Source organism: Saccharibacillus sp. CPCC 101409, from assembly GCF_030518235.1.
Classification (GTDB): Bacteria; Bacillota; Bacilli; order Paenibacillales; family Paenibacillaceae; genus Saccharibacillus.
The window spans coordinates 695,247-718,213 of record NZ_JAULSA010000002.1; the positions used below are offsets into that span (position 1 = coordinate 695,247).

Genomic DNA, 22,967 nt, shown 5'->3' on the forward strand with positions numbered 1-22,967 from the left:
AAAACAACCTATCATCGGGGGAAGAGAGAGTCAAGCACAAAAACAGGAACACAAGTTCCTGTTTTTGTGGATAGAGTTTGTTTGGGCGCATAAGGCGTTTTTTGGAACGATCAGAGCAAAGAGGTCGCGGCGACCGCGATCGCGGCGGCCGGAGCGAGCAGGATCAGCGCGATGTACAGCCAGCTCAGCGGACGGGCAAAGTTGAACGTCCAGCCGAAGCCGAGGAAAACGACCAGGATCAGCGACAGGAAAAACAGCACGTAAGCATTGGCGGAGCGCATCCGGTTTTGCTTGCGCAGCGATTCTGCGGGATCGGCCGGATCGAGATTCCGGCGCATGCGGCCGAGCAAGATATGAATATCGGCCATCAGGGCGGTAAGCAGGATCTGAACGAGCGTCAGCGTATACACGCTGCCAAACGACCTGGACGCGTAACGGTCCGGCAGGCCGGAAGCATTGAAGTGTACCGGCAGCGGATTCGGAATGCGGTCCCAATTGACGGCGACGAGAACGGCGCAGGCCGCGATAATCGGCCTCCGGCATCGCGCCGGGCTGCACGGTTACGCCTTTTTGCGGTGGATTTCCAGAAAGCCTTCCTGCTTCAGCATCTGGTAAGCTTTGTTGACGGTATGCAGGTTGATGCCCGGATCGGCCGCCAGATTGCGCACCGAGGGCAGCGGCTGTCCGGGAACGAGCTGCCCGGAAGCGATGCCTTCGATTAGAGCGTCAATATACTTGTACCCGCCGTTTGCCAAATGCCGAAACCGCGGCGGTTTGAGAAGCGTGAAGGCGGACGCGCGAAAAACGCACGTATTCGTGATATGCTAATAACAGCGCGCCGACCGGATTGGGAATCGAACAAGCCGGCGGCGCGAAGCGAAAGGCGGAAGGATGAGTCGAATGAGCGAAGAACAGGCGGGCGGTCTGCGGCGGCTGGAAGCTCTGCGCGAACGGGGCGCGGTCACGGCCGAAGAAGCGGACTGGATCGAAGGACTGCTGCGCGAGCTGGAAGAAGAGAAAGCGCGAAGCAAAAGGCTGCGCGAAGCGCTGCTCAAAGCAAATGGGCAGAAGCCGACGATGTCGACCAAGCTGCGCGACGCGCTGTACGAATAGATCGGGACCAAATTCCAACGACGGGGGAAATGAAAGCTATGACCATTACATGCGATGTCGCCGTACTCGGCGGAGGAACGGGCGGCTACGTAGCCGCGATCAAAGCGGCGCAGCTCGGCAAAAACGTGATTATTATCGAGCGCGGGAAGCTGGGCGGCACCTGTCTGCACAAAGGCTGCATCCCGACCAAATCCCTGCTGCGGAGCGCGGAAGTCTATTCGCTGCTGCAAAACGCCGAAGCTTACGGAATCGAAGCGGGCGAAAGCCGGCTGCTGTTCCCGAAAGTGCAGGAGCGCAAGCAGGCGGTGGTCGACAAGCTGCATCAGGGCGTGCAGTATCTGATGCGCAAAAATAAAATCCGCGTGATCGAAGGCGGCGGGCGGATTATCGGGCCGTCGATCTTCTCGCCGCGCAGCGGAGCGGTGGCGGTCGAACTGCCCGATGGCGAGATGGAAACGGTCGTGCCCGACAACCTGATTATCGCGACCGGCTCGCGTCCGCGCGTGCTGCCGGGCCTGGAGCCGGACGGCCGGCATATTCTCAGCAGCGACGAAGCCGTCGATCTGGATCGACTGCCGGAATCGATCCTGATCGTCGGCGGCGGCGTGATCGGGATCGAATGGGCGTCCATGCTGCGCGACTTCGGCGTCGAGGTCACGATCGCCGAGCTGGCCGGACAGATCCTGCCGGGCGAAGACGAAGAAACGGCGCGGGAATTGGCGAAGCTGCTGGAACGCCGCGGCGTTAAGATCCTGACCGGAGTCGAGCTGCGAACGGATTCGCTCGAGAAAAGCGGCGACGGGATCTCAATTGCCGCGCTGCACAAAGGGGAAGAACTGCGGCTGAGCGCCGCGCAGATGCTGGTCTCGGTAGGCCGCGCGGCGAATGTGGAAGGCATCGGGCTGGAAAATACGGATATCCGCGTCGTCAAAGGCAGCATCCAGGTCAATCGGAACTTCCAGACGGGCGAGTCGCATATTTATGCCATCGGCGACTGCATCGGCGGTTTGCAGCTCGCGCACGCGGCCAGCCACGAAGGCATCGCCGCGGCGATGCACCTGGCGGGAGAGCAGCCGCACGCCTACGATGAAGCGTTTATTCCGCGCTGCGTCTATTCGCAGCCGGAAGTCGCGAGCGTCGGCCTGACCGAAAGCCGCGCGCGCGAGCTGGGACGCAGCGTCAAGTCGGCCAAAGTGCCGTTTTCCGCGATTGGCAAAGCGCTGGTCGAAGGCCATGCGGACGGCTTCGCCAAAGTGGTCGCGGACACGGAAACCGGCGATCTGGTCGGCGTGCAGATTATCGGTCCGCACGCGACCGAACTGATCGCCGAAGCCGCGCTCGCCGCCGTGCTCGACGCGACGCCTTGGGAAGTCGGCGGGTCGGTGCACGCCCACCCGACGCTGTCCGAAGCGCTGGGCGAAGCGATGCTGGCGATCGACGGCAGCGCGATCAACGTGTAAACGGATTGCGAAGACGCGGTGTTTTGCGCGGCGCATACCGGGGATTTACGGTTCGAGCTTTTGCAAACCCATAAAAACCAACCCGCTTCGCGCTTTGGCGAAGCGGGTTTTTTGGCGTTGTTTTGGGATTTTTGCGTTGAACCGCCCGACGTTTGGGCTTTGGTTTCAGTCGTGCGGCAGGGCGGTCCGGCTGCCCGAATTTGCGTCGCGGCGCGGAAAAAGGGACAATAAAACAAAAAGCAACCTTGTTCAAAGCGCTCTTTGCGCCGGATTTTCCGCTTTTGCCGCCCTGAATCCCGGTTTCGAAAAGTTTCGAAGGGCCGGCTGCTCCGCCGCGTTAAAGCCGCGCTTTTCTTTTCGGGGGGAAAAGGATTATAATAGGGTCGGGTTTAGAATTAGTACCAGGTTTTAAGACGTTGTGTTAGGTGACGTTTTTGAGCCGCGAAACAGGCTATCGAACGCTGTTTATTCGTTTACGACATTGAAGGAGGTTCCCGTAATGAACCAAAAAGCAACCGCTGCGCCGCAGAGTCTGCACCGGACGGTCGGTCTGGACGACAATCGCGCCGTCGAGATGTATAAATGTATGCTGCTCGCGCGTAAATTCGACGAGCGCTGCCTGCTGCTCCAGCGCGCGGGCAAGATCAATTTCCACGTATCCGGCGTAGGACAGGAGACGGCGCAGGTCGCCGCGGCTTTCGCGCTGGATACGCAGAAAGACTATTTCCTGCCTTATTACCGCGACTACGGATTTATGCTGGCCGTCGGCATGACGACGCGCGAGCTGATGCTGTCCGCGTTCGCCAAAGCGGAAGACCCGAACAGCGGCGGCCGCCAGATGCCGGGCCACTTCGGCAGCAAGAAGCTGCGGGTTCTGACGGGTTCGAGCCCGGTAACGACGCAGGTTCCGCATGCGGTCGGCGCCGCGCTGGCTTCCAAGATGCGCCGCGAAGAAGCCGTGTCGTTCGTGACGTTCGGCGAAGGATCGAGCAACCAGGGAGACTTCCACGAAGGCGCGAACTTCGCGGGCGTGCAGAAGCTGCCGGTCATCCTGATGTGCGAAAACAACCAGTACGCCATATCCGTGCCGATCGCCAAGCAGCTCGCCGGCAAAGTAAGCGACCGTGCGCTGGGCTACGGCTTCCCGGGACTGCGGGTGGACGGCAACGACGCGCTGGAGATGTTCCGCGCCGTTAGCGAAGCGCGCCTGCGCGGCGTAAGCGGCGAAGGCCCGACGCTGATCGAAGCGATGATGTACCGCTTGTCGCCGCACTCCACGTCCGACAACGATCTGGCTTACCGGACCAAAGAAGAAGTGGACGCCAACTGGAAAAAAGACGGCGTTCCGCGCTACAAGCAGTATCTGGTCGAAGCGGGACTGTGGAGCGAAGAGCAGGAAGAAGCGTATTTGAAAGAAGTCGCGCAGGAACTGAAAGAAGCGACCGAATATGCGGACAAAGCGCCGTATCCGCGCGCGGAAGACACGCTGCTGCATGTGTACGCGGGCGACGGAAACGGACAAGGGGGAAACGACTGATATGCCGATGATGGAATATATCGACGCGATCCGGCTGGCGATGAAAGAAGAAATGGAGCAGGACTCGTCCGTGTTCGTGCTCGGCGAGGATGTGGGCGTCAAAGGCGGCGTATTCACGACGACCAAGGGACTCCAGGATCAATTCGGCGAAGACCGCGTGATCGATACGCCGCTGGCGGAATCGGCGATTGCCGGCGTGGCGATCGGGGCGGCGATGGTCGGCATGAAGCCGATCGCGGAAATGCAGTATTCGGACTTCATGCTGCCGGCCACCAACCAGATCATCAGCGAAGCGGCCAAGATCCGCTACCGTTCGAACAACGACTGGGACTGCCCGATCGTCGTGCGCGCGCCGATCGGCGGCGGCATTTTCGGCGGGCTGTACCACTCCCAGTGCCCGGAATCGATCTTTTTCGGCACGCCGGGACTCAAGATCGTCGCGCCTTACTCGGCTTACGACGCGAAGGGACTGCTCAAAGCCGCGATTCGCGACCCCGATCCGGTACTCTTTTTCGAAAATAAAAAATGTTATAAGCTGATCAAGGAAGACGTGCCGGAAGACGACTACGTGGTCCCGATCGGCAAAGCGAATCTGCTGCGCGAAGGCGACGACATCACCGTCATCAGCTACAGCCTGCCGCTGCATTTCGCCATGCAGGCGGCCGAGGAGCTGGACAAAGAAGGCATCACGAGCCATATTCTCGATCTGCGCACGATCCAGCCGCTCGACCGCGAAGCGATCGTGGAAGCGGTCCGCCGCACGGGCAAAGTCCTGATCGTGCACGAAGACAACAAGACCGGCGGCGTGGGGGCGGAAGTCGCCGCGATCATCGCCGAGGAATGCCTGTACGAGCTGGACGCTCCGATCCGCCGCCTGTGCGGTCCGGACGCTCCGGCCATGCCGATCAACCCGCCGCAGGAGAAATTCTTCATGCTCAGCAAAGACAAGCTGCTGGACGCGATGCGGGAACTGGCGCTGTACTAGAAGAGGAGTGAACGCAATGAGCACAGAGCACAATCAGCCAAAAGACATTATCATGCCCCAGCTCGCCGAGTCGCTCGTCTCCGCGACGATCGCCAAGTGGCTGAAGCAGCCGGGCGAATCCGTGGATATGTACGAGCCGATCTGCGAAGTCATTACCGATAAAGTCAACGCCGAGATTCCTTCGACCGAAGAAGGCGTCATGGGCGAACTGCTGGCCGGGGAAGGCCAGGAGATCGCCGTCGGCGAAATCATCTGCCGCATCCTGACGGCAGGCTCGGGCGGCGAAGCCGCGCCCGCCGCGAAGGACGCTCCGGCTGCGCAGGCGCCGCAGCCGACGGTTCCGCCGGCCCCTGCGCCGGCCGCCGCAAGCCCGCGCCCGGCTGCTCCCGCGCGCGCAGGAGCCGCGCCGCAGGGCGCCGCGGCCGGGGAAGCGGGCGCGATGCGCGCCCGCTACTCGCCGGCGGTGCAGGCGCTGGCGGCGCAGCACGGCCTCGACCCGGCCGTAATCCCCGGCAGCGGAATGGGCGGCCGGGTAACGCGCAAAGACGTGCTCCGGTATCTGGAGCACGGAGGCGCGTCCGCGGCGGCGCAATCGTCCGCGCCGCAGCCCGCGGTATTCGCGGCGCAGCCGCCGTCTTCGCCGCAGAACGAAGTGCGGCACTCCGGCCTGCATCTCAGCGAGAATCCGCCGCTGCCGAAGATCGAGATCGAAGAAGGCGGACGCGGCAGCAACGAGACGTATATCGATATCACGCCGATCCGCAATACGATCGCGACGCGTATGCGCCAGAGCGTGGCCGAGATTCCGCACGGCTGGATGATGATCGAAGTCGATATGACCAATCTGGTCAAACTGCGCAACAAATACAAAGACGAGTTCAAAAACAAAGAAGGCGTCAACCTGACGTATCCGGCGTTCGTGATCAAAGCGGTCGTCAACGCCATTAAAGACTATCCGATCATGAACTCCGTCTGGGCGGTCGACAAGATTATCGTCAAGCGCGATATCAATATCTCGCTTGCCGTCGGCACCGAAGATTCCGTGCTGACGCCGGTCATCAAGAAGGCCGATCAGAAAAATATCGCCGGTCTCGCGATGGAGATCGACGATCTGGCCCGCCGCACGAGAGAGCGCACGCTCAAGCTCGACGATATGCAGGGCGGGACGTTTACCGTCAACAACACCGGCTCGTTCGGCTCCATCCTGTCGCAGCCGATTATCAACTATCCGCAGGCGGCCCAGCTGACGTTCGAATCCATCGTCAAGCGCCCGGTCGTCATCAACGACATGGTCGGCGTGCGCTCGATGGCGAACTTCTGCCTGTCGCTCGACCACCGCATCCTGGACGGCCTGATCTGCGGCCGCTTCCTCCAGCGGGTCAAAGAAAACCTGGAAGGCTATACGCTCGATACGAAATTGTATTGAGCGCGAAGAAAGCGGACCGCTGCTTCTTTTCGGTCGTCTGCTCCTTCGCGGCGCCTCGATTCGTTCAATCCGTCCCGGCCGTTCGCGGCCGGGATTTTTGTCGTCCGCCGACTCGGCTGTGCTACACTGGACCCAGAAGCAAACGGAACGGGAGGACGCGGGATGAGCAAGCGAACAAACGAAGAAAAACTTTCCGGCGGCAACGTTTCGGACGTGTTCAAACAAGGCGGTACCGTCCGAAGAGAAATAAAGCCGGATAGCGGGAGAATCCATGAGCTGTTGAATCATTTGGAAATAAAAGGCTGCGACTTTGCGCCGAGGTACCTGGGGATCGACGAGCAGGGGAGAGAAGTGTTGTCTTTTATCGAAGGCGAAGCCGGCAATTATCCGTTGAAGACCTACATGTGGAAAGAAGAAGCGCTGGAAGCGATCGCCCGTATGCTCCGCGCCTACCACGACGCCGTAAGCGATTTTCCGTTCGACGAGAGCTGGCTGCCGCTGGACGGCACGCCGCAGCCTATGGAAGTCGTCTGCCATAACGATTTTGCCGTCTACAATATCGTTTTCCGTCGCGAAATGTCGGTCGGCATCATCGACTTCGATATGGCCGCGCCCGGTCCGAAGATCTGGGATATCGCTTACGCGCTGTACACCTGCGCTCCGTTAAGCCGTTTTTACGTGGACGAAGCCGGCGGTCTTGTGCACTACGTTCCCGCTCGCGACGAATCCCCGATCCGCAGCCGCATCCAGCGTTTTTTCGAAGCGTACGGAATCCCGGCAGCGGGAAACACGATCGAAACCGTTTTGCTGCGTCTGGAAGCGTTGTGCGCCACAATGGCCCGAAAAGCCGCCGAAGGCGACCCCGCTTTCCGGAAAATGATCGACGACGGCCATCTCGACCATTACCGCGCCGACATCGTTTTCGTGTCCGAACACGGCAGCCGCTGGATGTAAATCCTGTTCAACCGGCAGCGTTCCTCCTTTAGGCCGTGTACGCAAACTCAGCGACGTGCATCTTTAGCTGCCTTTTCGCCCTCCTCGGCGTCACGTTCCCTTGACGTGCCCCGGCACGCCTTCGGAAAAGTTCCTTGATGAGAACGAAAATTCAGCTAAATCTGCGTCCTTCGGAGTTTGCGTACACGCCCTATAAAACATCAAAAAGACCGCCCTTATCACCGAAACGATGAACAAGGACGGTCTCCGGCGCGGGAAACGTCAAACCGTACACGGCCCGCCTCACGCGCTGCAACCCGATCGATCCTAGCGGAACACTTCCACCAGCCCGAGCAGTACGGAGCCGACCATGGCGATCAGCATGACATAGATAAACACCTTGAACCACTTCTTATTCTGCATAAATGATAGACCCTCTTTTCGTCGATAATGGACGTTCTTTTCCCGGCGTACCCTGCGCAACACCCAGCCTGAAAAAAGAACGGGCGAATGGCGGCGCAAAACGAATCCCGACGCACACCGAAAATGCCGATTTTGGTTTTTTACGAAATTCTTAGTAAGATAGAGAAGAGAAAAGAACGGAAACCCGTTCAACGTGTCGAGAAGGTCTGGTTCAAAGCGAAGCGAATAAGCGGAGGGAGAAATTTGGTGTAGGAGCGTTAGCGTTCGCCTTTGAAATCGGGAAGATTCCACTTTCAAATCTAATCAGTCTCTTCCCGATTTCAACACGCGACCTAAAGGCTTTCGAAGAAAGACACATCGAAAGCCTACGCTAACGAATTTCTCACGCAGCCATTAAGCTTCTTCAGCGAATAGGACTTTTCCTACCCCTGAACAACAAACCCGTTCTTATTTTAGCTTATTGCGAAAGCGGAGGGAAGCTTTGATGATCGACAAACAAAGATTGATCCACGAATTCCTGGAGCTGGTCCGGATCGACAGCGAAACCAAAAACGAACGGCTGATCGCCGACGTTCTGACCAACAAATTCAAACTGCACGGCCTGGAAGTCACAGAGGACGATTCCGCGTCCCGTTCCGGACACGGAGCGGGCAATTTGATCGCTCTGCTTCCGGCTGTAGGCAATACCGATGCGCCGAAATTGTTCTTCACCTGCCATATGGACACGGTGCTGCCGGGACGCGGCGTCGATCCGGTTATCGGCGAAGACGGCTGGATTACCAGCGCGGGCGATACGATTCTCGGCGCCGACGACAAAGCGGGCGTAGCCGCGCTGTTCGAATTGATCCGGGTGCTGCGCGAGACGGAGATTCCGCACGGACAAATCCAGTTCGTTATTACCGCGGGCGAAGAATCCGGCCTGATGGGCGCGCGCGCGATGGACGCTTCGCTGCTCGACGCCGAGTTGGGCTACGCCGTCGATTCCAATGGCGAGATCGGCGCGATCGCGGTATCCGCGCCGACGCAGGCCAAGATCTCGATGGAGATCCACGGCAAGTCGGCGCACGCCGGCGTCAACCCGGAAGACGGCATCAGCGCGATCCAGGTCGCCGGCAAAGCCATCGCGCGCATGAAGCTCGGGCGCATCGACAAAGACACGACGGCGAATATCGGCAGCTTCGCCGGCGGCGGCGCAACCAACGTGGTCACGGACCACGTCAAGCTGGAAGCCGAAGCGCGCAGCGTCGTGATGGAGAAAGTCGAAGCGCAGATCGCGTCGATGAAAGAAGCGCTCGAAGCGGCCTGCGCCGAATACGGCGCGAAGCCGGTGTTCCAAAGCCGGATCGCTTATCCGTCGTTCAACCATACCGACGATTCCGAGGTCGTGCGGCTGGCGAAAAAGGCGGCTTCCGGGCTGGGGCTCAGCGGACGCACCTTCCAGTCGGGCGGCGGGAGCGATGCCAACGTGTTCAACGGCTTCGGCGTGCCTACGGTCAATCTGTCGGTCGGGTACGAGAATATCCATACGACCGAAGAGCGCATCCGCGTCGACGATCTGGCCAAGCTGGCCGAGTTTATCGTGGAAATCGTGCGGCAGTCGGTTCGCGGGTAAATCCGCGGGCCCGGCCGCCGTTAAGCGGCCGCACCTGTCGTCATAATCAGAGAGGCGGAGATGAACATGGAAGCAGGCAAAGAAAAGCTGTGGGAGAAAACGCTCGGCAGTCAGCCGATCTTCGACGGAAAAATCATTAAAGTGCAGCTCGATACGGTCGAACTGTCCGACGGTTCGCAGGCCAAACGCGAGATCGTCCGGCATCCGGGCGCGGTCGCCGTGCTGGCGCTGCGCGGCGACAAGCTGCTCGTCGTCGAGCAGTTCCGCCAGCCGCTGGGCCGGACCGAGATCGAGATTCCGGCGGGCAAGCTGGAGCCGGGCGAAGACCCGCGCGAAGCGGCCGCCCGCGAGTTGGAAGAAGAAACCGGCTACCAGGCGCCGGAGCTGATTCACCTGTCTTCTTTTTACACGTCGCCGGGCTTCGCGGACGAAATCATTCACTTCTACGCCGCGGAAAATCTGACCGAAGGCACGCTGAATCCCGACGACGACGAGTTCCTGGAACTGACCGAGATTACGCTGGACGAAGCGTTCGAGCATATCCGGGCCGGCCGCATCAGCGACGCCAAAACGCTGATGGCCGTCTACGCCTGGCAGATCCGGCAGCTGACCGGAAAATGGCCCCTTTGACGTTTGACTTTAAAGCCCCGGTACTTCTATAATAGGGAACGTGAGTTTGACAGGAGAACGGCCGGCAGGAACGGACAGGCTCCGAGGGGGAGGAGAAGCATGGAAGCGCGGATTGATACGATTAAACAGCAGCTGCAGTCCAAAGGATACAAGTTGACGCCCCAGCGGGAAGCCACCGTTCGCGTTTTGCTGGAAAACGAAGAAGACCATCTGAGCGCGGAAGACGTGTTTATGCTCGTCAAGGAAAAAGCGCCCGAGATCGGTCTTGCGACCGTGTACCGGACGCTGGAACTGCTGAGCGAAATGCACGTGGTGGAGAAGCTGAATTTCGGCGACGGCGTGTCCCGTTACGATCTCAGGGGAGAATCGAACAAACACCATCACCACCACCTGATCTGCGTACAGTGCGGCAGCATGGATGAGATTCGCGAAGATTGGCTGCTGCCGCTCGAAGAAAGACTGGAAAACGAATATCGTTTTACGGTTCTGGACCATAGACTCGACTTTCAAGGAATCTGTCACCGCTGCAGAGCAAAGGAAGACGGCGGCGCTTAGGCGGCGGATTGCACGTTGACAATGAGCCGGCCCCGGCGGATCAAGACGATCCGCGCGGGGCTTTTTGCCGGATTTCCGCAGAAAGCAGGAGAATGGCCGGAGCCGTGGAATCTTTAGTCAAAGCGGCTGATCCGCAGCCCGGCCCGGGGAGACGAGAAACCTTTTTCCCGGGGAACGTTTGGAGGAGGTCCATCACCTGTGAGAACGCAGCTTAAGGCGTTTATAGCGTATATGGCGGAGGAAAAAGGGCGTTCCGCAAGCACGGCCGATTCGTACCGGCGAGATTTGACGCAGTTTCTCGACTTTGCGGAATCGCGCGGCGTAACGGAAGCCGGTCAAATCCGCAAATCGCATATCGCCGCTTATTTGAACGAGATGAAACGCGCCGGCAAAGCTCCGTCGACGGTTGTCCGCGCCTCCGTTTCGATCCGTTCTTTTTTCCATTACCTGATTCGGGAGTCGGTCGTGACGCAGGACCCTTCGCTCGATCTGGAAACGCCCAAACCGGAAAAAAAGCTGCCGGTAGTGCTGAGCGTCGAAGAAGTGGAGCGGCTGCTGAACGCGCCCGATACGTCGAACGCCCAGGGAGCGCGCGACAAAGCGATGCTGGAAGTGCTGTATGCGACCGGGATCCGGGTGTCCGAGCTGATTGCGCTGGATCTCGGCGATATCGACCTGGAACTTCGGTTTCTGCGCTGCGGGGCGGCGGGCAAGGAACGCATCGTGCCGATCGGCCGGATGACGGCGGAGTCGGTGCGGTTCTATCTCGGTCCCATGCGCGGGCAGCTGACCAAGCGCGAAGAAGAATATGCGCTGTTCCTCAACCAGCTCGGCACCCGGCTTACCCGTCAGGGCTTCTGGAAAATCATTAAAAAGTATGCGGCCGCGGCGGGGATCCAAGCCGATATTACGCCGCATACGCTGCGCCATTCTTTTGCGGCCCACTTGCTGGAAAACGGCGCGGATCTGCGTTCGGTGCAGGAAATGCTCGGGCACTCCGATATTTCCACGACCCAGATCTATACCCATGTGACGAAGCGCAATATGAAAGAAGTGTACGAAATGCACCATCCCCGGGCTTGAAGCCCGTGAGCGGGCGCCGTTCGGCGTTCGCGGCAGAATTATTATATATTATGAAAACGGAGCGTGCAGCACATATGACGACACCCAATACAAGCGCAGGAAGCATCCGGGAAGCGGCGGATTATATCCGTTCGCAAACGCGGCTCAAGCCGGAGATCGGCCTGATCCTCGGTTCGGGTCTGGGCATTCTGGCCGACCTGATCCAGGACGCCGTCTCGATCCCGTACGAAGACATTCCGCATTTCCCCGTCTCCACCGTCGAAGGCCACGAAGGCGAGCTGCTGATCGGCACGATCGAAGGCCGCCCCGTGGTCATGATGAAAGGCCGCTTCCATATGTACGAAGGCTACGGTCCGGAAGTGACAGCGTTCCCGGTTCGCGTGATGAAAAATCTCGGCGTATCCGGCCTGCTCGTCACCAACGCGGCCGGCGGCGTCAACACGTCGTTCAAACCGGGCGATCTGATGCTGCTGTCGGATCATCTCAACCTGACCGGAACCAGCCCGCTAATCGGGCCGAACGACGCCGATCTCGGCGTGCGCTTCCCGGATATGTCCGAAGCGTACAGCCGCAGGCTGCGCGCGGCGGCGAAGGAAGCGGCCGAAGGGCAGGGCTTTACGTTCCGGGAAGGCGTATACGCCGGCCTGCTCGGACCGTCTTACGAAACGCCGGCGGAAATTCGCATGCTGCGTACGCTCGGCGCGGACGCGGTCGGCATGTCCACCGTGTCGGAGACGATCGTGGCGCGCCACGCGGGTCTCGAAGTACTCGGCATTTCCTGCATTACGAACATGGCCGCCGGCATTCTCGACCAGCCGCTGTCCCACGCCGAAGTCATGGAAACGGCGGATCTCGTCAAAGAGAAATTCCTCGGGCTCGTACTGAGCATTATTCCCAAGATGTAAGCGTTGGAAACGGATAGGGAACAAAAACACAAAACAACTGCGCATTAATCCATTCAGCGCAGATTCGGGGGTCTGCTATACTGGGAACAAATCCCGGCCGCAGGCTCCCTTTTTTCGTACGCAGGCCGGAACCCATCGGAGGAGAATCTACATGTATCTGCACGGAACCAGCAAAGTCAATGCCGCAGGGCATTTGGAAATCGGAGGCTGCGACGTCGTCGAGCTCAAACAGACGTACGGCACTCCGCTGTATATTATGGACGAAGAACTGATCCGCCGCCGCGCCCGCGAATACCGTCAGGCATTCGAAGCCTCGGGCCTGACGTTCCAGGTCGCTTACGCCAGCAAAGCGTTCAGCACGCTGGCGATGTGCCGCATCGCCGACGAAGAAGGACTGTCGCTCGACGTCGTATCCGACGGCGAACTGCATACCGCGCTCAAAGCCGGCTTCCCGGCGCAGCGCATCCATTTCCACGGCAACAACAAAACGCCGCAGGAAATCGAAATGGCGTTGGACGCGCAGATCGGCTGCTTCGTGGCGGACAACTTTATCGAGCTGGACATGCTGGAAGCGATCGCCGCCGAGCGCGGCGTCAAAGTCGGTATTCTGCTGCGGGTGACGCCGGGCGTCGAAGCGCACACGCACGAATATATTTCCACCGGCCAGACCGATTCGAAGTTCGGCTTCGATATCCAGAACGGCACCGCGCTCGAAGCGGTGCAAAAAGCGTCCTCGCTGCCGCATCTGGAACTGCTCGGCGTGCATTCGCATATCGGTTCGCAGATCTTCGAAACCGACGGTTTCGAGATGGCGGTCGAGCGCGTAGCGGGCTTTGCGCGCGGCGTCCGGGAGCAGCTCGGCGTCGAATTCAAAGTGGTCAATCTGGGCGGCGGCTTCGGCATCCGCTATATCGACGGCGATACGCCGCTGGCGGTTGCCGATTACGTCAAAGCGATCACCGACGCGGTGAAGAAATTCTTCGCTGGCATGGGCTCGCAGCTGCCGCAGATCTGGGTCGAACCGGGCCGCAGCATCGTCGGCGACGCCGGCACCACGCTGTACACCGTCGGCACGAGCAAAGACATCCCGGGCGTCCGTAAATACGTCGCCGTCGACGGCGGCATGACCGACAATCCGCGCCCGGCGCTGTACGAATCCAAGTACGAAGCGATGCTGGCCAACCGCGCGGGCGATGCCAACGAAGAAACCGTTTCGATCGCCGGCAAGTGCTGCGAAAGCGGCGATATGCTGATCTGGGACGTCGAGCTGCCGAAGACCCATACAGGCGACCTGCTGGCCGTAGCCTGCACCGGCGCGTACAACTACGCGATGGCGAGCAACTACAACCGCATCCGCCGCCCGGCCGTCGTCTTCGTCAAAGACGGCGCAAGCGACCTGGTCGTCCGCCGCGAAAGCCTGGACAACCTCACGGACAACGACGTGATCCCGGCCCGCCTGGCCAAGCAGGGCGTAGAAGCGAAATAAATAATCGATTAAGCTCCGCGACAAGAGCGCAGCATTTAAGGGACGGCTGAGCCGTCCCTTTGCTTTGTCCGGAACTTTCGAGTACACTGTATAAGGCGGTCTGGCGCGATGCCGGCGACCCGGCGGGCTTGACCGCATGACGAACGAACTTCAGATCAAGGGAGATGACCCTCATGAAAAAAGGATATATCGAACTCGAAAACGGCGGCAACGTCGAAATCGAATTTTTGCCGGAAGAAGCGCCGAACACGGTAGCCAACTTCGAGAAGCTGGCTAATTCCGGATTCTACAACGGCCTGTCGTTCCACCGCGTAATTCCGGGCTTCGTGGCTCAAGGCGGCTGTCCGAACGGCACCGGCACAGGCGGCCCGGGCTGGCAGATCGACTGCGAGACGTCGACCAACGTAACCAAGCACGCCAAAGGCGTTCTGTCGATGGCGCACGCGGGCAAGAACACCGGCGGCAGCCAGTTCTTTATCTGCTACGGTCCTCAGCCTCACCTGGACGGCGTACACACCGTTTTCGGCAAAGTGACCAAAGGCATGGAACTGATCGACTCGGTCAGACCGGGCGACAAAATGAAAGAAGTCAAAGTCGTAACGGAGTAATTCCTGCGGCTTTGGACGATCGAACAGCCTCTGCGGATTTTTTCGCAGGGGCTGTTTTTCTTGCTTTTTACTATGCCGGCAGCGTAGCCTGCCGCGAAATTAACCGTTTTCGAAGAATATGCGATATAGTAAAAGGAGCTTGATCTTTACTTGATCTTTAAGGGATTGGGCAAGTAATCGACAAAGGAGTTTGATTCGATGGGACGCGTTCTCCAAATCGGCTACGCCGTTATTTTCGCGCTCGCCCTGCTGATGCTGCTGGTTCTGCCGTGGCCGAACGGGACGGCGATGTATCCGTTTCTCGTTATGGCCATCTGTGCGTGGGGCTTCTGGTCCGCCGGCAAAAAGCGCAAGCGTAAACCTTGAGATGAGCATCGGGAGATGCCCGGGCGCATTTTTGCACGCGCGTTGCTTTTCTTTTTCAACCGTGCTACCATCATAACCAATACCGTACTCCGGCCACTTACCGGGTACTCAACATCATACTCTTTCGGGGCGGGGTGCAATTCCCCACCGGCGGTGACGGCGTCCGATCTTGCGATCGATAAGCCGAAGTCCGTGACCCGAATCGCTTCGTTGACGAAGCGATTCGGCTGACCCGGTGCGATTCCGGGACCGACAGTTACAGTCTGGATGGGAGAAAGAGAAAAAGGAACCGTTGTATTTGTCATGCCTGCGGCCGCGAATCCATGGATTCGCCGGACGTTTGTTTGCGAACCGAATTTTCGGCAAATACGCGTATTTTCGTTTTCAATCCCAGGCCCCGCTTTCGGACTTTTGTCCGAGCGCGGGGCTTTTTGCGTGCGGCTGTAGCCGGCATGTACCGAAGCAGAGAATACCGGGACGGTAGAAGCATGCGGCCGTATCGGAATGATTCGGCCGTTTTATACACAACCAATCATAGAAAGGAGAACAAGCCTATGTTTACCGGTCTGATCGAGGAAATAGGCAGTCTGCGGCGCGCCGAGCGGCGCGGGGAAGCGATGGTGCTGACGCTCGGCGCGAAGAAAGTGCTGGAAAACGTCGCGATCGGCGACAGTATCGCGGTTAACGGCGTCTGCCTGACGGTAACGAGCTTCGAACGCGATTCTTTTACCGTCGACGTGATGCCGCAAACGTACCGCAGCAGCAATCTGAGCGGTCTCGGCAGCGGAAGTCCTGTCAATCTGGAACGGGCGCTGGCGGCAAACGGAAGGTTCGGCGGCCATATCGTGCAGGGACACGCGGACGGAACCGCTTCGATCGTATCGGTCGAGCGCGACCAGAACGCGGTGGTCTTTACGTTCGAAGCGGACGACCCGCATATGATGCGGTACGTGATCGGCAAAGGTTCGATCGCCGTCGACGGCGTCAGCCTGACGGTGACGCATGCGGGGAACGGAGTGTTCGGCGTATCGATTATTCCGCACACGCTGGACCGGACGGCGCTGAAGCACAAAAAGGCGGGCGGTTCGGTCAATATCGAATGCGATATCCTGGGCAAATACGTGGAGCACCTGCTCGGCTTCGACAAACGGGACGCGGCGCAGGCCAAAACGTTCTCGGCGATCGACGAAAGCTTTTTGTCGCGGCACGGGTTTGCCTGAACGGATGCAAGCGACAAGCCTAACGAAAAGAGGGGAAGAAATGGACGAGCGATTTGCGTTCGACGAGATCGACGACGCGCTGGCGGAACTCAAAGCCGGCAAGATCGTGCTGGTCGTCGACGACGAAGACCGGGAAAACGAAGGGGATTTCGTGGCGCTGGCCGACCGGATAACGCCGGAAGTCCTCAATTTTATGATTACGCAGGGGCGCGGACTCGTCTGCCTGCCCATCACGAAGCAGCGCGCCGAGGCGCTTGAGCTGGAACCGATGACGGCGCGCAACACCGATTTTCACGGCACGGCGTTTACGGTTTCCGTCGACCACGTTTCGACGACGACCGGAATCTCCGCGCACGAGCGTGCGGCAACGGCCGGAGCGATCGTCGACCGCGACGCGACGGCGGATCATTTTCGGCGGCCGGGGCATATGTTTCCGCTGATCGCCAAAGACGGCGGCGTGCTGCGGCGCGCGGGACATACCGAAGCGGCGGTCGATCTGGCCCGCCTGAGCGGGGCCGAGCCGGCCGGCGTGATCTGCGAGGTTATCAAGGAGGACGGTACGATGGCGCGCCTGCCGGATCTGATCGAGCTGGCGAAGAAATGGAACCTGAAGCTGATCAGCATCAAGGATCTGATCCAGTACCGCAGCGAGCGCGAGCAGCTGGTCCGGCGCGAAGTCGAAGTGCGTCTGCCGACGGATTTCGGCGAATTTCGGGCTGTCGCCTACAGCAACAAAGTCGACGACAAAGAACATGTGGCGCTGGTCAAAGGCGAGATCGACCCGGAAAAGCCGGTACTGGTGCGCGTGCACTCCGAGTGCCTGACCGGCGACGTGTTCCATTCGCACCGCTGCGACTGCGGACCGCAGCTCGACGCGGCGCTGCGGCAGATCGAAGCGGAAGGCGCCGGCGTACTGCTGTATATGCGCCAGGAAGGCCGCGGAATCGGCTTGATCAACAAGCTCAAAGCGTATCGGCTGCAGGAGCAGGGCATGGACACGGTGGACGCGAATCTTGCGCTCGGCTTCGCGGCCGATCTGCGCGAGTACGGCATCGGCGCGCAGATCCTGAGCGATCTGGGCGTACGGCAAATCCGCCTCTTGACCAACAATCCGCGCAAGATCAAAGGCTTGCAGGGACACGGTCTCGGCATCGTGGAACGCGTGCCGATCCAGATGCCGGAAAGCGACGACAATTCCGGTTATCTCCATACGAAGCAGAGCAAGCTCGGCCATCTGCTGGATTTCGGCGGCGCAGGCCAAGAGGCGGCGCAAAGCAAGGCGGAAGACAGCGGGCTCGACCCGCTGGAGCAGAACGAAGCGCCGGCCGTGCCGGAGGATAACACCCGGCTGTAAGTACGATTCCGCTTTTATAAATGAAGAAATTTGCAAAACGCATTCTACAAACCGGTCAATCTGGTATACAATAGACAAAGGATGGTTGATGACAAATGGCAAATGTATTCGAAGGACACTTGGTATCGCAGGGATATAAGTTCGGGATCGTGGTCGGCAGATTCAACGAGTTTATCACGTCGAAGCTGCTGTCGGGCGCGCTGGACGCGCTGAAGCGCCACGGCGCCGAAGACGACGACGTGGACGTAGCCTGGGTTCCGGGCGCGTTCGAGATTCCGCTGATCGCGCAGAAGATGGCCGAAAGCGGCAAGTACGACGCCGTGATTACGCTGGGCACGGTGATTCGCGGTTCGACGACCCATTACGATTATGTTTGCAACGAAGTGGCGAAGGGCGTATCCGCGATCAATTTGAAAACGGGCGTTCCGACGATCTTCGGCCTCGTCACCACCGAAAATATCGAACAGGCGATCGAGCGCGCGGGAACCAAAGCCGGCAACAAAGGCTGGGATTCGGCGCTGGCAGCGCTTGAAATGGCCAGCCTGAGCCGTCAATTCAAAGGCTGACCGTTCGCAATACGGGCGGAGGGGAAACGGCTTGACTGTACTTTACAAACTGGAAACGTTCGAAGGGCCGCTCGATCTGCTGCTGCACCTGATCGACAAATCGGAGATCGATATTCAACAGATCCCGATCAGTACGATCACGGAGCAGTATCTGGATTACCTGCGCACCATGCAGGAGCTCGAGCTGGAAGTAACGAGCGAATTCCTCGTGATGGCGGCTACGCTGCTGTCGATCAAGAGCAAGCTGCTGCTGCCCAAACCTCCGATCCTGGATATGGACGAGTACGATTTCTACGAAGAGGAAGAAGCCGATCCGCGGGACGACCTGATTCGCAGGCTGACCGAGTATCGCAAGTATAAGAGTATCGCCGGGCTGCTGCACGAGAAAGAGCACGAACGCGGACGCATCTATATTCGGGAACCGGACGATCTCGCCCCGTTCCTGCCCGAAGACGAAGGCAATCCGCTGGAAGGGCTGCATGTGGCCGATCTGGTGTCCGCGCTCCAGCGCGCGCTGATGCGCGCGGACCGCAAGCCCGTCGTCACCCGGATCCGACGCGACGAGATTTCCGTCAGGGACCGGATTCGGGAGCTGGAAGGAGCGCTGAGAAGCGCCGGCCCCGGCGGCAGAATTCTTTTTTCGAGTGTGCTGAACGAACGGATGTACAGACAGGAGATCGTCGTAACGTTCCTCGCCGTACTCGAACTGATGAAGATGAAGCAGGTGAGCTGCTATCAGGATCGGCTGTTCGACGACATCGTAATGGAGTGGAGAGGGGAAACGGCGTCAAATGGATTTGCAGACGTTGAAGTCGATTATTGAAGGACTCCTGTTTCTGGCGGGAGACGAAGGATTGAATGTGCGGCAGATCGCCGAGATCACGGAATGCAAGCCGGGCGAAGCGCAAAAAGCGGTCGAAAGCCTGCAGCGCGATCTGCGCAAATCGGGCCGCGGCGTGCGCGTGACCAAGCTGGCCGGCGCATACCATCTGGCGACGCTGCCCGAGCATTCGGAATATTTCGAGCGTCTGGCTTACTCGCCGTCGAGAGCGACCCTGTCGCAGGCGGCGCTGGAAACGCTGGCGATCGTGGCGTACCGCCAGCCGATTACGCGCATTGAGATCGAAGAGATCCGCGGCGTGAAGTCGGAACGGGCGATCCATACGCTGGGCAACAAGAATCTGATCGTCGAAACGGGCCGCGCCGACGCGATCGGCCGCCCGATTCTGTACGGCACGACCAAAGCCTTCCTCGATTACTTCGGGCTCGGCGGTCTGGAAGAACTGCCCGACGCTTCGGCGTTCGAAGCGATGATCGCGTCCGAGGACGAAGAGCGGCTGCTGTTCGGCGATCCGCGGTCGTCATCGGCGGATTCTTCCGGCGAAGACGACGGCTTGGCCGCCGACGACGCGGACGCCGGTTTTCCGGAAACGGAATTCGGCGAAGAGTCGTAACGGGCGAAGACCCTTTCCTACGGGGAAGGGTTTTCTTTTGATGAAATCCGCGTTCGTATCGGACGGTTGCGCTTGTGATTTTACGTGTCTATGAGTATGATGGAAGGTGAGGTGACTGGATGACTATGGAACGATTACAGAAAATTTTGGCCCAGGCGGGTGTGGCTTCGAGACGCAAATGCGAGGAGCTCATTCTGGCGGGCAAGGTCGAGGTGAACGGCGAAGTCGTGACGACGCTGGGAACCAAAGCCGATCCCGATGCCGACGAGATTACCGTCGGCGGCCGGGCGATCAAGGCGCAGCAGAAGCTGTACCTGATGTTTAACAAACCGAAAGGCGTTATTACGAGCGCAACCGATCCGGAAGGCCGCAAGGTCGTAACCGATTATATCAAAGGAATCAAGGAACGCGTGTACCCGGTCGGCCGGCTCGACTACGATTCGGAAGGTCTGCTGCTGCTGACCAACGACGGCGAGCTCGCCCAGAGACTGACGCACCCGAGTCACCACGTGCCGAAGACGTATCTGGCGACCGTGGAAGGCATCCCGCACGGCGATTCCCTGGAGAAACTCAGACGGGGCATTCAGCTCGACGACGGCATGACCGCGCCCGCGGAGCTCGAATATTACGATGTGGATCAGGAGAAGAAGCAGGCGACGATCCGTATTACCATTTACGAAGGCAAGAACCGCCAGGTCCGGCGCATGTTCGATGCCATCTCGCATCCGGTCAAGCGTCTTAAACGGATCTCGATGGGCAATCTGTATTTGCAGAACCTGAAGCGCGGTCTTTACCGCCATCTGACCAAGAGCGAAGTAAACGAACTCAAACAGCTTGCGGAGAACAAGAACGAATAGGGCGGGTCGTCCGGCACGTCCCAAACCGGCTTAACGGCCGAGCGAGCTGTATTGCGGATAGGATGGATCTTGATCGGTCGTGTTTGCGATGCGCCGAACCGAAGCCCCACAGAGATCCGGCCCGCGATCCGGCGGCATATCGTAGAGGAAAGGGTTGTTGCAGCGTGGCTGATCAAAAAGAGCGAATTCTCGTAGTGGACGACGAGGAAAGAATCCGGCGTCTGCTCCGTATGTATCTGGAAAAAGAAGGCTATGAAATCGAAGAAGCCGAGGACGGGGAAACCGCTCTGCAAAAAGCGACGGAAGGCGATTACACGCTTGTGATCCTCGACGTGATGCTGCCCGGTATCGACGGCGTCGAAGTGTGCGCGCGGCTGCGGCAGGTCAAGTCGACTCCCGTGCTGATGCTGACCGCCAAAGGCGAAGAAGTGAACCGGGTGCAGGGGTTCGAAGTGGGCGCGGACGATTACGTCGTCAAACCGTTCAGCCCGCGCGAGGTCATTTATCGGGTCAAAGCGATTCTGCGCCGTTCTTCGGCGACCGCTTATCTGACCAAAGAAAGCGGCACGAGCAACAATATCGTATTCCCGCACCTGACGATCGAACACGACGCGCACCGGGTGCTGGCGGGCGGACACGAAGTGAGCCTGACGCCGAAGGAGTACGAGCTGCTGCACTATCTGGCGGTATCGCCGGATAAAGTGTTTTCGCGCGAGGAACTGCTCAAAGACGTGTGGAACTACGAGTTCTTCGGCGATCTGCGCACGGTGGATACCCATGTCAAACGGCTGCGCGAGAAGCTGAACAAAGTATCGCCCGATTCGGCGTCCATGATTACGACCGTATGGGGCGTCGGCTACAAGCTCGAGGTTCCGAAGTAAAATGGAGCAGGTCCGCAAACTGTGGCAGACGCTGGTCGGCAAGCTGTGGCTGACGATTATCGGGCTTGTCGCCTGCGTGCTGCTGACCCTCGGCTTTTTCCTGCTGCCTTACGTCGATATCGCCTTCGCCAATTCGGCCGCCGTCAAGCGGATGCTGATCTACGTCGGCGTTATCGGCTTTTCGATGACGACCGTGTTTGCTCTGTTTCTCCTCAAAAAAATCACGCAGCCGATGCGCCAGCTGATCGACGCGACCGATTCCGTGCGCCGGGGCGATTACGCGGCGCGCGTGCATGTCGAAGCGCACGACGAAATCGGCGAACTGGCCGGCACGTTCAATCTGATGACGGCCCGGCTAGAAGAAAATATCCGGGACCTGAATATCGAAAAAGAACAGCTGGCCGGCGTGCTGCGCAGCATGAGCGACGCGATGATTACGTTCGGTCCGGGCGGCGCGGTCCAGCTCACCAATCCGGGCGGCGAACGCCTGCTGCAGGACTGGAAAGAAATCGGCTGGGAAGACGAAGAAGACGAATCGGCGGAAGCGGCGCGGGCGGAAATTCCGCAGCCGCTGTCGCCTTTGTTCGAAGAAGTTACGCGGACGCTCGAAGACCGCAGCGCCAACGTGCTGGTACGCCATAGCGTGTGGGCGGTCAATATGGCGCCGCTGTTTCTGGAAGGCGAGATGCGGGGAGCGGTGGCGGTACTGCGCGACGTGACCGAAGCGGTCAATATGGAGAAAATGCGCAAAGATTTCGTCGCCAACGTTTCGCACGAGATCCGCACGCCGCTGTCGATGATGCAGGGCTACAGCGAAGCGCTGCTGGACGGATTCGCGGATTCGCCGGAAGAGCGAGACGAGCTGCTGAACGTGATCCACGACGAGTCGCTGCGCATGGGACGCCTTGTCAAAGATCTGCTGGACCTGGCGCGCATGGAAGCGGGCCATACGGATATTTTGCGGAACCGGGTGGACGCGGGCGAACTGGTCGAGCGCGTGTACCGCAAATTTGCCGTCCGGGCCAAAGACGGCGAGCTGGATTTCCGGCTGGAACGCGCGGAGGGCGAACTGCTGCTGGAACAGGCGGACGAAGACCGCCTCGAGCAGGTGGTAACCAATCTGCTGGACAACGCTTTTCGCCATACGCCGCCGGGGCGGGGCGTTACGATCGCGGTCAAGCCGACGACCGCCGAGCGCGAAGCGCTGACGATCTACGTCACGGACGAAGGCCAGGGCATTCCGGCCGAAGACCTGCCGTATATCTTCGACCGCTTCTATAAAGCGGACAAAGCCAGAACGCGCGCGGCTTCGAGCGGCACGGGCCTGGGACTTGCGATCGTACGCAATATCGTCGAAGCGCACGGCGGAACCATCCAGGTGGAAAGCGTTCTGGGCGAAGGCACCAAATTTCGCGTCGTTCTGCCAAAGCATAGAAAAAGCGTATAAGAGCTGCGCGGCTTCGGCCGCGCGGCGATGCCCAAACATGCCGAACGTCCATCCGGCATGTTTTTT

General features: G+C 59.4%; 25 protein-coding genes, 1 pseudogene and 1 riboswitch. Of the genes and pseudogenes, 22 read left to right on the forward strand and 4 right to left on the reverse strand.

Features of this window, described 5'->3' with window-relative positions; translation table 11 throughout:
• Window positions 1-110: 110 nt before the first annotated feature.
• From QWJ34_RS07265 to QWJ34_RS07270, 3 genes and pseudogenes are all read right to left on the reverse strand, one after another.
• Window positions 111-410, reverse strand: a complete 300-nt coding sequence (locus QWJ34_RS07265) for a hypothetical protein (protein WP_302726740.1) — start codon at window positions 408-410, stop codon at window positions 111-113.
• A 36-nt stretch (window positions 411-446) separates the two neighbouring features.
• Window positions 447-530: pseudogene (locus tag QWJ34_RS27085) on the reverse strand (DUF1648 domain-containing protein); the annotation flags it as partial.
• Window positions 531-560: 30 nt separating this feature from the next.
• Window positions 561-755: a GntR family transcriptional regulator gene (locus QWJ34_RS07270; RefSeq protein WP_483314249.1), complete on the reverse strand. Its 195-nt coding sequence runs from the start codon at window positions 753-755 to the stop codon at window positions 561-563.
• A 145-nt stretch (window positions 756-900) separates the two neighbouring features.
• Between QWJ34_RS07270 and QWJ34_RS07275 the strand changes: the two genes are divergently transcribed.
• From QWJ34_RS07275 to QWJ34_RS07300, 6 genes are all read left to right on the forward strand, one after another.
• Complete coding sequence (locus QWJ34_RS07275; RefSeq protein WP_302726490.1) at window positions 901-1,113, forward strand: hypothetical protein; 213 nt, start codon at window positions 901-903, stop codon at window positions 1,111-1,113.
• 38 nt (window positions 1,114-1,151) lie between these two features.
• Entirely contained in the window at window positions 1,152-2,573 is a 1,422-nt protein-coding gene (lpdA, locus tag QWJ34_RS07280; protein WP_302726491.1) for a dihydrolipoyl dehydrogenase, read from the forward strand.
• Window positions 2,574-3,072: 499 nt separating this feature from the next.
• Window positions 3,073-4,110 carry a thiamine pyrophosphate-dependent dehydrogenase E1 component subunit alpha gene (locus QWJ34_RS07285; RefSeq protein ID WP_302726492.1) on the forward strand — a complete coding sequence of 346 codons (1,038 nt, stop codon included), beginning with the start codon at window positions 3,073-3,075 and terminating at the stop codon, window positions 4,108-4,110.
• Window position 4,111: 1 nt separating this feature from the next.
• Window positions 4,112-5,095 (forward strand): alpha-ketoacid dehydrogenase subunit beta, encoded by a 984-nt coding sequence (locus tag QWJ34_RS07290; RefSeq protein ID WP_302726493.1) that lies wholly within the window; start codon window positions 4,112-4,114, stop codon window positions 5,093-5,095.
• 16 nt (window positions 5,096-5,111) lie between these two features.
• Window positions 5,112-6,521, forward strand: a complete 1,410-nt coding sequence (locus QWJ34_RS07295; RefSeq protein WP_302726494.1) for a dihydrolipoamide acetyltransferase family protein — start codon at window positions 5,112-5,114, stop codon at window positions 6,519-6,521.
• Window positions 6,522-6,683: 162 nt separating this feature from the next.
• Window positions 6,684-7,475 carry a phosphotransferase gene (locus tag QWJ34_RS07300; RefSeq protein WP_302726496.1) on the forward strand — a complete coding sequence of 264 codons (792 nt, stop codon included), beginning with the start codon at window positions 6,684-6,686 and terminating at the stop codon, window positions 7,473-7,475.
• A 306-nt stretch (window positions 7,476-7,781) separates the two neighbouring features.
• Here QWJ34_RS07300 and prli42 read toward each other — a convergent pair whose 3' ends face one another.
• Window positions 7,782-7,877, reverse strand: coding sequence for a stressosome-associated protein Prli42 (prli42, locus tag QWJ34_RS07305; RefSeq protein WP_302726498.1), 96 nt, complete (start codon window positions 7,875-7,877; stop codon window positions 7,782-7,784).
• 484 nt (window positions 7,878-8,361) lie between these two features.
• Here prli42 and QWJ34_RS07310 point away from each other — a divergent pair, with 484 nt between their 5' ends.
• The 16 genes from QWJ34_RS07310 to QWJ34_RS07385 all read left to right on the forward strand — a co-directional run bounded on the left by QWJ34_RS07310 (window position 8,362) and on the right by QWJ34_RS07385 (window position 22,901).
• A complete protein-coding gene (locus tag QWJ34_RS07310; RefSeq protein WP_302726499.1) occupies window positions 8,362-9,489 on the forward strand; it encodes a M20/M25/M40 family metallo-hydrolase in 1,128 nt (375 codons plus the stop codon).
• Window positions 9,490-9,555: 66 nt separating this feature from the next.
• On the forward strand, window positions 9,556-10,119 hold the full coding sequence (locus tag QWJ34_RS07315) for an NUDIX domain-containing protein (RefSeq protein ID WP_302726726.1): 564 nt from the start codon (window positions 9,556-9,558) through the stop codon (window positions 10,117-10,119).
• A gap of 99 nt (window positions 10,120-10,218) precedes the next feature.
• Complete coding sequence (gene fur / locus QWJ34_RS07320; RefSeq protein ID WP_302726501.1) at window positions 10,219-10,674, forward strand: ferric iron uptake transcriptional regulator; 456 nt, start codon at window positions 10,219-10,221, stop codon at window positions 10,672-10,674.
• Window positions 10,675-10,872: 198 nt separating this feature from the next.
• Complete coding sequence (gene xerD, locus QWJ34_RS07325; RefSeq protein WP_302726503.1) at window positions 10,873-11,757, forward strand: site-specific tyrosine recombinase XerD; 885 nt, start codon at window positions 10,873-10,875, stop codon at window positions 11,755-11,757.
• A gap of 74 nt (window positions 11,758-11,831) precedes the next feature.
• Complete coding sequence (locus QWJ34_RS07330) at window positions 11,832-12,662, forward strand: purine-nucleoside phosphorylase (RefSeq protein WP_302726504.1); 831 nt, start codon at window positions 11,832-11,834, stop codon at window positions 12,660-12,662.
• Window positions 12,663-12,813: 151 nt separating this feature from the next.
• Complete coding sequence (gene lysA, locus QWJ34_RS07335; RefSeq protein WP_302726506.1) at window positions 12,814-14,148, forward strand: diaminopimelate decarboxylase; 1,335 nt, start codon at window positions 12,814-12,816, stop codon at window positions 14,146-14,148.
• A 173-nt stretch (window positions 14,149-14,321) separates the two neighbouring features.
• Complete coding sequence (locus tag QWJ34_RS07340; protein WP_302726508.1) at window positions 14,322-14,756, forward strand: peptidylprolyl isomerase; 435 nt, start codon at window positions 14,322-14,324, stop codon at window positions 14,754-14,756.
• 198 nt (window positions 14,757-14,954) lie between these two features.
• Window positions 14,955-15,122, forward strand: coding sequence for a hypothetical protein (locus QWJ34_RS07345; RefSeq protein WP_302726509.1), 168 nt, complete (start codon window positions 14,955-14,957; stop codon window positions 15,120-15,122).
• Window positions 15,123-15,238: 116 nt separating this feature from the next.
• Window positions 15,239-15,405, forward strand: a riboswitch (FMN riboswitch).
• 271 nt (window positions 15,406-15,676) lie between these two features.
• Entirely contained in the window at window positions 15,677-16,342 is a 666-nt protein-coding gene (gene ribE / locus QWJ34_RS07350) for a riboflavin synthase (RefSeq protein WP_302726511.1), read from the forward strand.
• Window positions 16,343-16,382: 40 nt separating this feature from the next.
• A complete protein-coding gene (locus QWJ34_RS07355; RefSeq protein ID WP_302726512.1) occupies window positions 16,383-17,696 on the forward strand; it encodes a bifunctional 3,4-dihydroxy-2-butanone-4-phosphate synthase/GTP cyclohydrolase II in 1,314 nt (437 codons plus the stop codon).
• Between the two features lie 95 nt (window positions 17,697-17,791).
• A complete protein-coding gene (ribH, locus tag QWJ34_RS07360; protein ID WP_302726513.1) occupies window positions 17,792-18,262 on the forward strand; it encodes a 6,7-dimethyl-8-ribityllumazine synthase in 471 nt (156 codons plus the stop codon).
• A gap of 31 nt (window positions 18,263-18,293) precedes the next feature.
• On the forward strand, window positions 18,294-19,085 hold the full coding sequence (locus tag QWJ34_RS07365; protein WP_302726515.1) for a segregation and condensation protein A: 792 nt from the start codon (window positions 18,294-18,296) through the stop codon (window positions 19,083-19,085).
• Window positions 19,054-19,716 carry an SMC-Scp complex subunit ScpB gene (gene scpB / locus QWJ34_RS07370; protein ID WP_302726517.1) on the forward strand — a complete coding sequence of 221 codons (663 nt, stop codon included), beginning with the start codon at window positions 19,054-19,056 and terminating at the stop codon, window positions 19,714-19,716. The genes QWJ34_RS07365 and scpB overlap by 32 nt, the downstream gene beginning before the upstream one ends.
• Before the next feature lie 125 nt (window positions 19,717-19,841).
• Window positions 19,842-20,573, forward strand: coding sequence for a pseudouridine synthase (locus tag QWJ34_RS07375; protein ID WP_302726728.1), 732 nt, complete (start codon window positions 19,842-19,844; stop codon window positions 20,571-20,573).
• A gap of 164 nt (window positions 20,574-20,737) precedes the next feature.
• Window positions 20,738-21,454 carry a response regulator transcription factor gene (locus QWJ34_RS07380; RefSeq protein ID WP_302726519.1) on the forward strand — a complete coding sequence of 239 codons (717 nt, stop codon included), beginning with the start codon at window positions 20,738-20,740 and terminating at the stop codon, window positions 21,452-21,454.
• A 1-nt stretch (window position 21,455) separates the two neighbouring features.
• Window positions 21,456-22,901: a HAMP domain-containing sensor histidine kinase gene (locus QWJ34_RS07385; RefSeq protein WP_302726521.1), complete on the forward strand. Its 1,446-nt coding sequence runs from the start codon at window positions 21,456-21,458 to the stop codon at window positions 22,899-22,901.
• The last annotated feature ends 66 nt before the right edge of the window (window positions 22,902-22,967 follow it).

What these genes read in the sequence shown, in the direction of transcription:
- ribE (WP_302726511.1), top strand. Translation starts at nt 15,677, where the DNA reads ATGTTTACCGGTCTGATCGAGGAAATAGGCAGTCTGCGGCGCGCCGAG.
- lpdA (WP_302726491.1), top strand. Translation starts at nt 1,152, where the DNA reads ATGACCATTACATGCGATGTCGCCGTACTCGGCGGAGGAACGGGCGGC.
- QWJ34_RS07330 (WP_302726504.1), top strand. Translation starts at nt 11,832, where the DNA reads ATGACGACACCCAATACAAGCGCAGGAAGCATCCGGGAAGCGGCGGAT.
- fur (WP_302726501.1), top strand. Translation starts at nt 10,219, where the DNA reads ATGGAAGCGCGGATTGATACGATTAAACAGCAGCTGCAGTCCAAAGGA.
- QWJ34_RS07315 (WP_302726726.1), top strand. Translation starts at nt 9,556, where the DNA reads ATGGAAGCAGGCAAAGAAAAGCTGTGGGAGAAAACGCTCGGCAGTCAG.
- QWJ34_RS07340 (WP_302726508.1), top strand. Translation starts at nt 14,322, where the DNA reads ATGAAAAAAGGATATATCGAACTCGAAAACGGCGGCAACGTCGAAATC.
- scpB (WP_302726517.1), top strand. Translation starts at nt 19,054, where the DNA reads ATGGATTTGCAGACGTTGAAGTCGATTATTGAAGGACTCCTGTTTCTG.
- QWJ34_RS07300 (WP_302726496.1), top strand. Translation starts at nt 6,684, where the DNA reads ATGAGCAAGCGAACAAACGAAGAAAAACTTTCCGGCGGCAACGTTTCG.
- QWJ34_RS07275 (WP_302726490.1), top strand. Translation starts at nt 901, where the DNA reads ATGAGCGAAGAACAGGCGGGCGGTCTGCGGCGGCTGGAAGCTCTGCGC.
- QWJ34_RS07345 (WP_302726509.1), top strand. Translation starts at nt 14,955, where the DNA reads ATGGGACGCGTTCTCCAAATCGGCTACGCCGTTATTTTCGCGCTCGCC.
- QWJ34_RS07290 (WP_302726493.1), top strand. Translation starts at nt 4,112, where the DNA reads ATGCCGATGATGGAATATATCGACGCGATCCGGCTGGCGATGAAAGAA.
- QWJ34_RS07355 (WP_302726512.1), top strand. Translation starts at nt 16,383, where the DNA reads ATGGACGAGCGATTTGCGTTCGACGAGATCGACGACGCGCTGGCGGAA.
- ribH (WP_302726513.1), top strand. Translation starts at nt 17,792, where the DNA reads ATGGCAAATGTATTCGAAGGACACTTGGTATCGCAGGGATATAAGTTC.
- prli42 (WP_302726498.1), bottom strand. Translation starts at nt 7,877, where the DNA reads ATGCAGAATAAGAAGTGGTTCAAGGTGTTTATCTATGTCATGCTGATC.
- QWJ34_RS07295 (WP_302726494.1), top strand. Translation starts at nt 5,112, where the DNA reads ATGAGCACAGAGCACAATCAGCCAAAAGACATTATCATGCCCCAGCTC.
- QWJ34_RS07285 (WP_302726492.1), top strand. Translation starts at nt 3,073, where the DNA reads ATGAACCAAAAAGCAACCGCTGCGCCGCAGAGTCTGCACCGGACGGTC.
- lysA (WP_302726506.1), top strand. Translation starts at nt 12,814, where the DNA reads ATGTATCTGCACGGAACCAGCAAAGTCAATGCCGCAGGGCATTTGGAA.
- QWJ34_RS07385 (WP_302726521.1), top strand. Translation starts at nt 21,456, where the DNA reads ATGGAGCAGGTCCGCAAACTGTGGCAGACGCTGGTCGGCAAGCTGTGG.
- QWJ34_RS07310 (WP_302726499.1), top strand. Translation starts at nt 8,362, where the DNA reads ATGATCGACAAACAAAGATTGATCCACGAATTCCTGGAGCTGGTCCGG.
- QWJ34_RS07375 (WP_302726728.1), top strand. Translation starts at nt 19,842, where the DNA reads ATGGAACGATTACAGAAAATTTTGGCCCAGGCGGGTGTGGCTTCGAGA.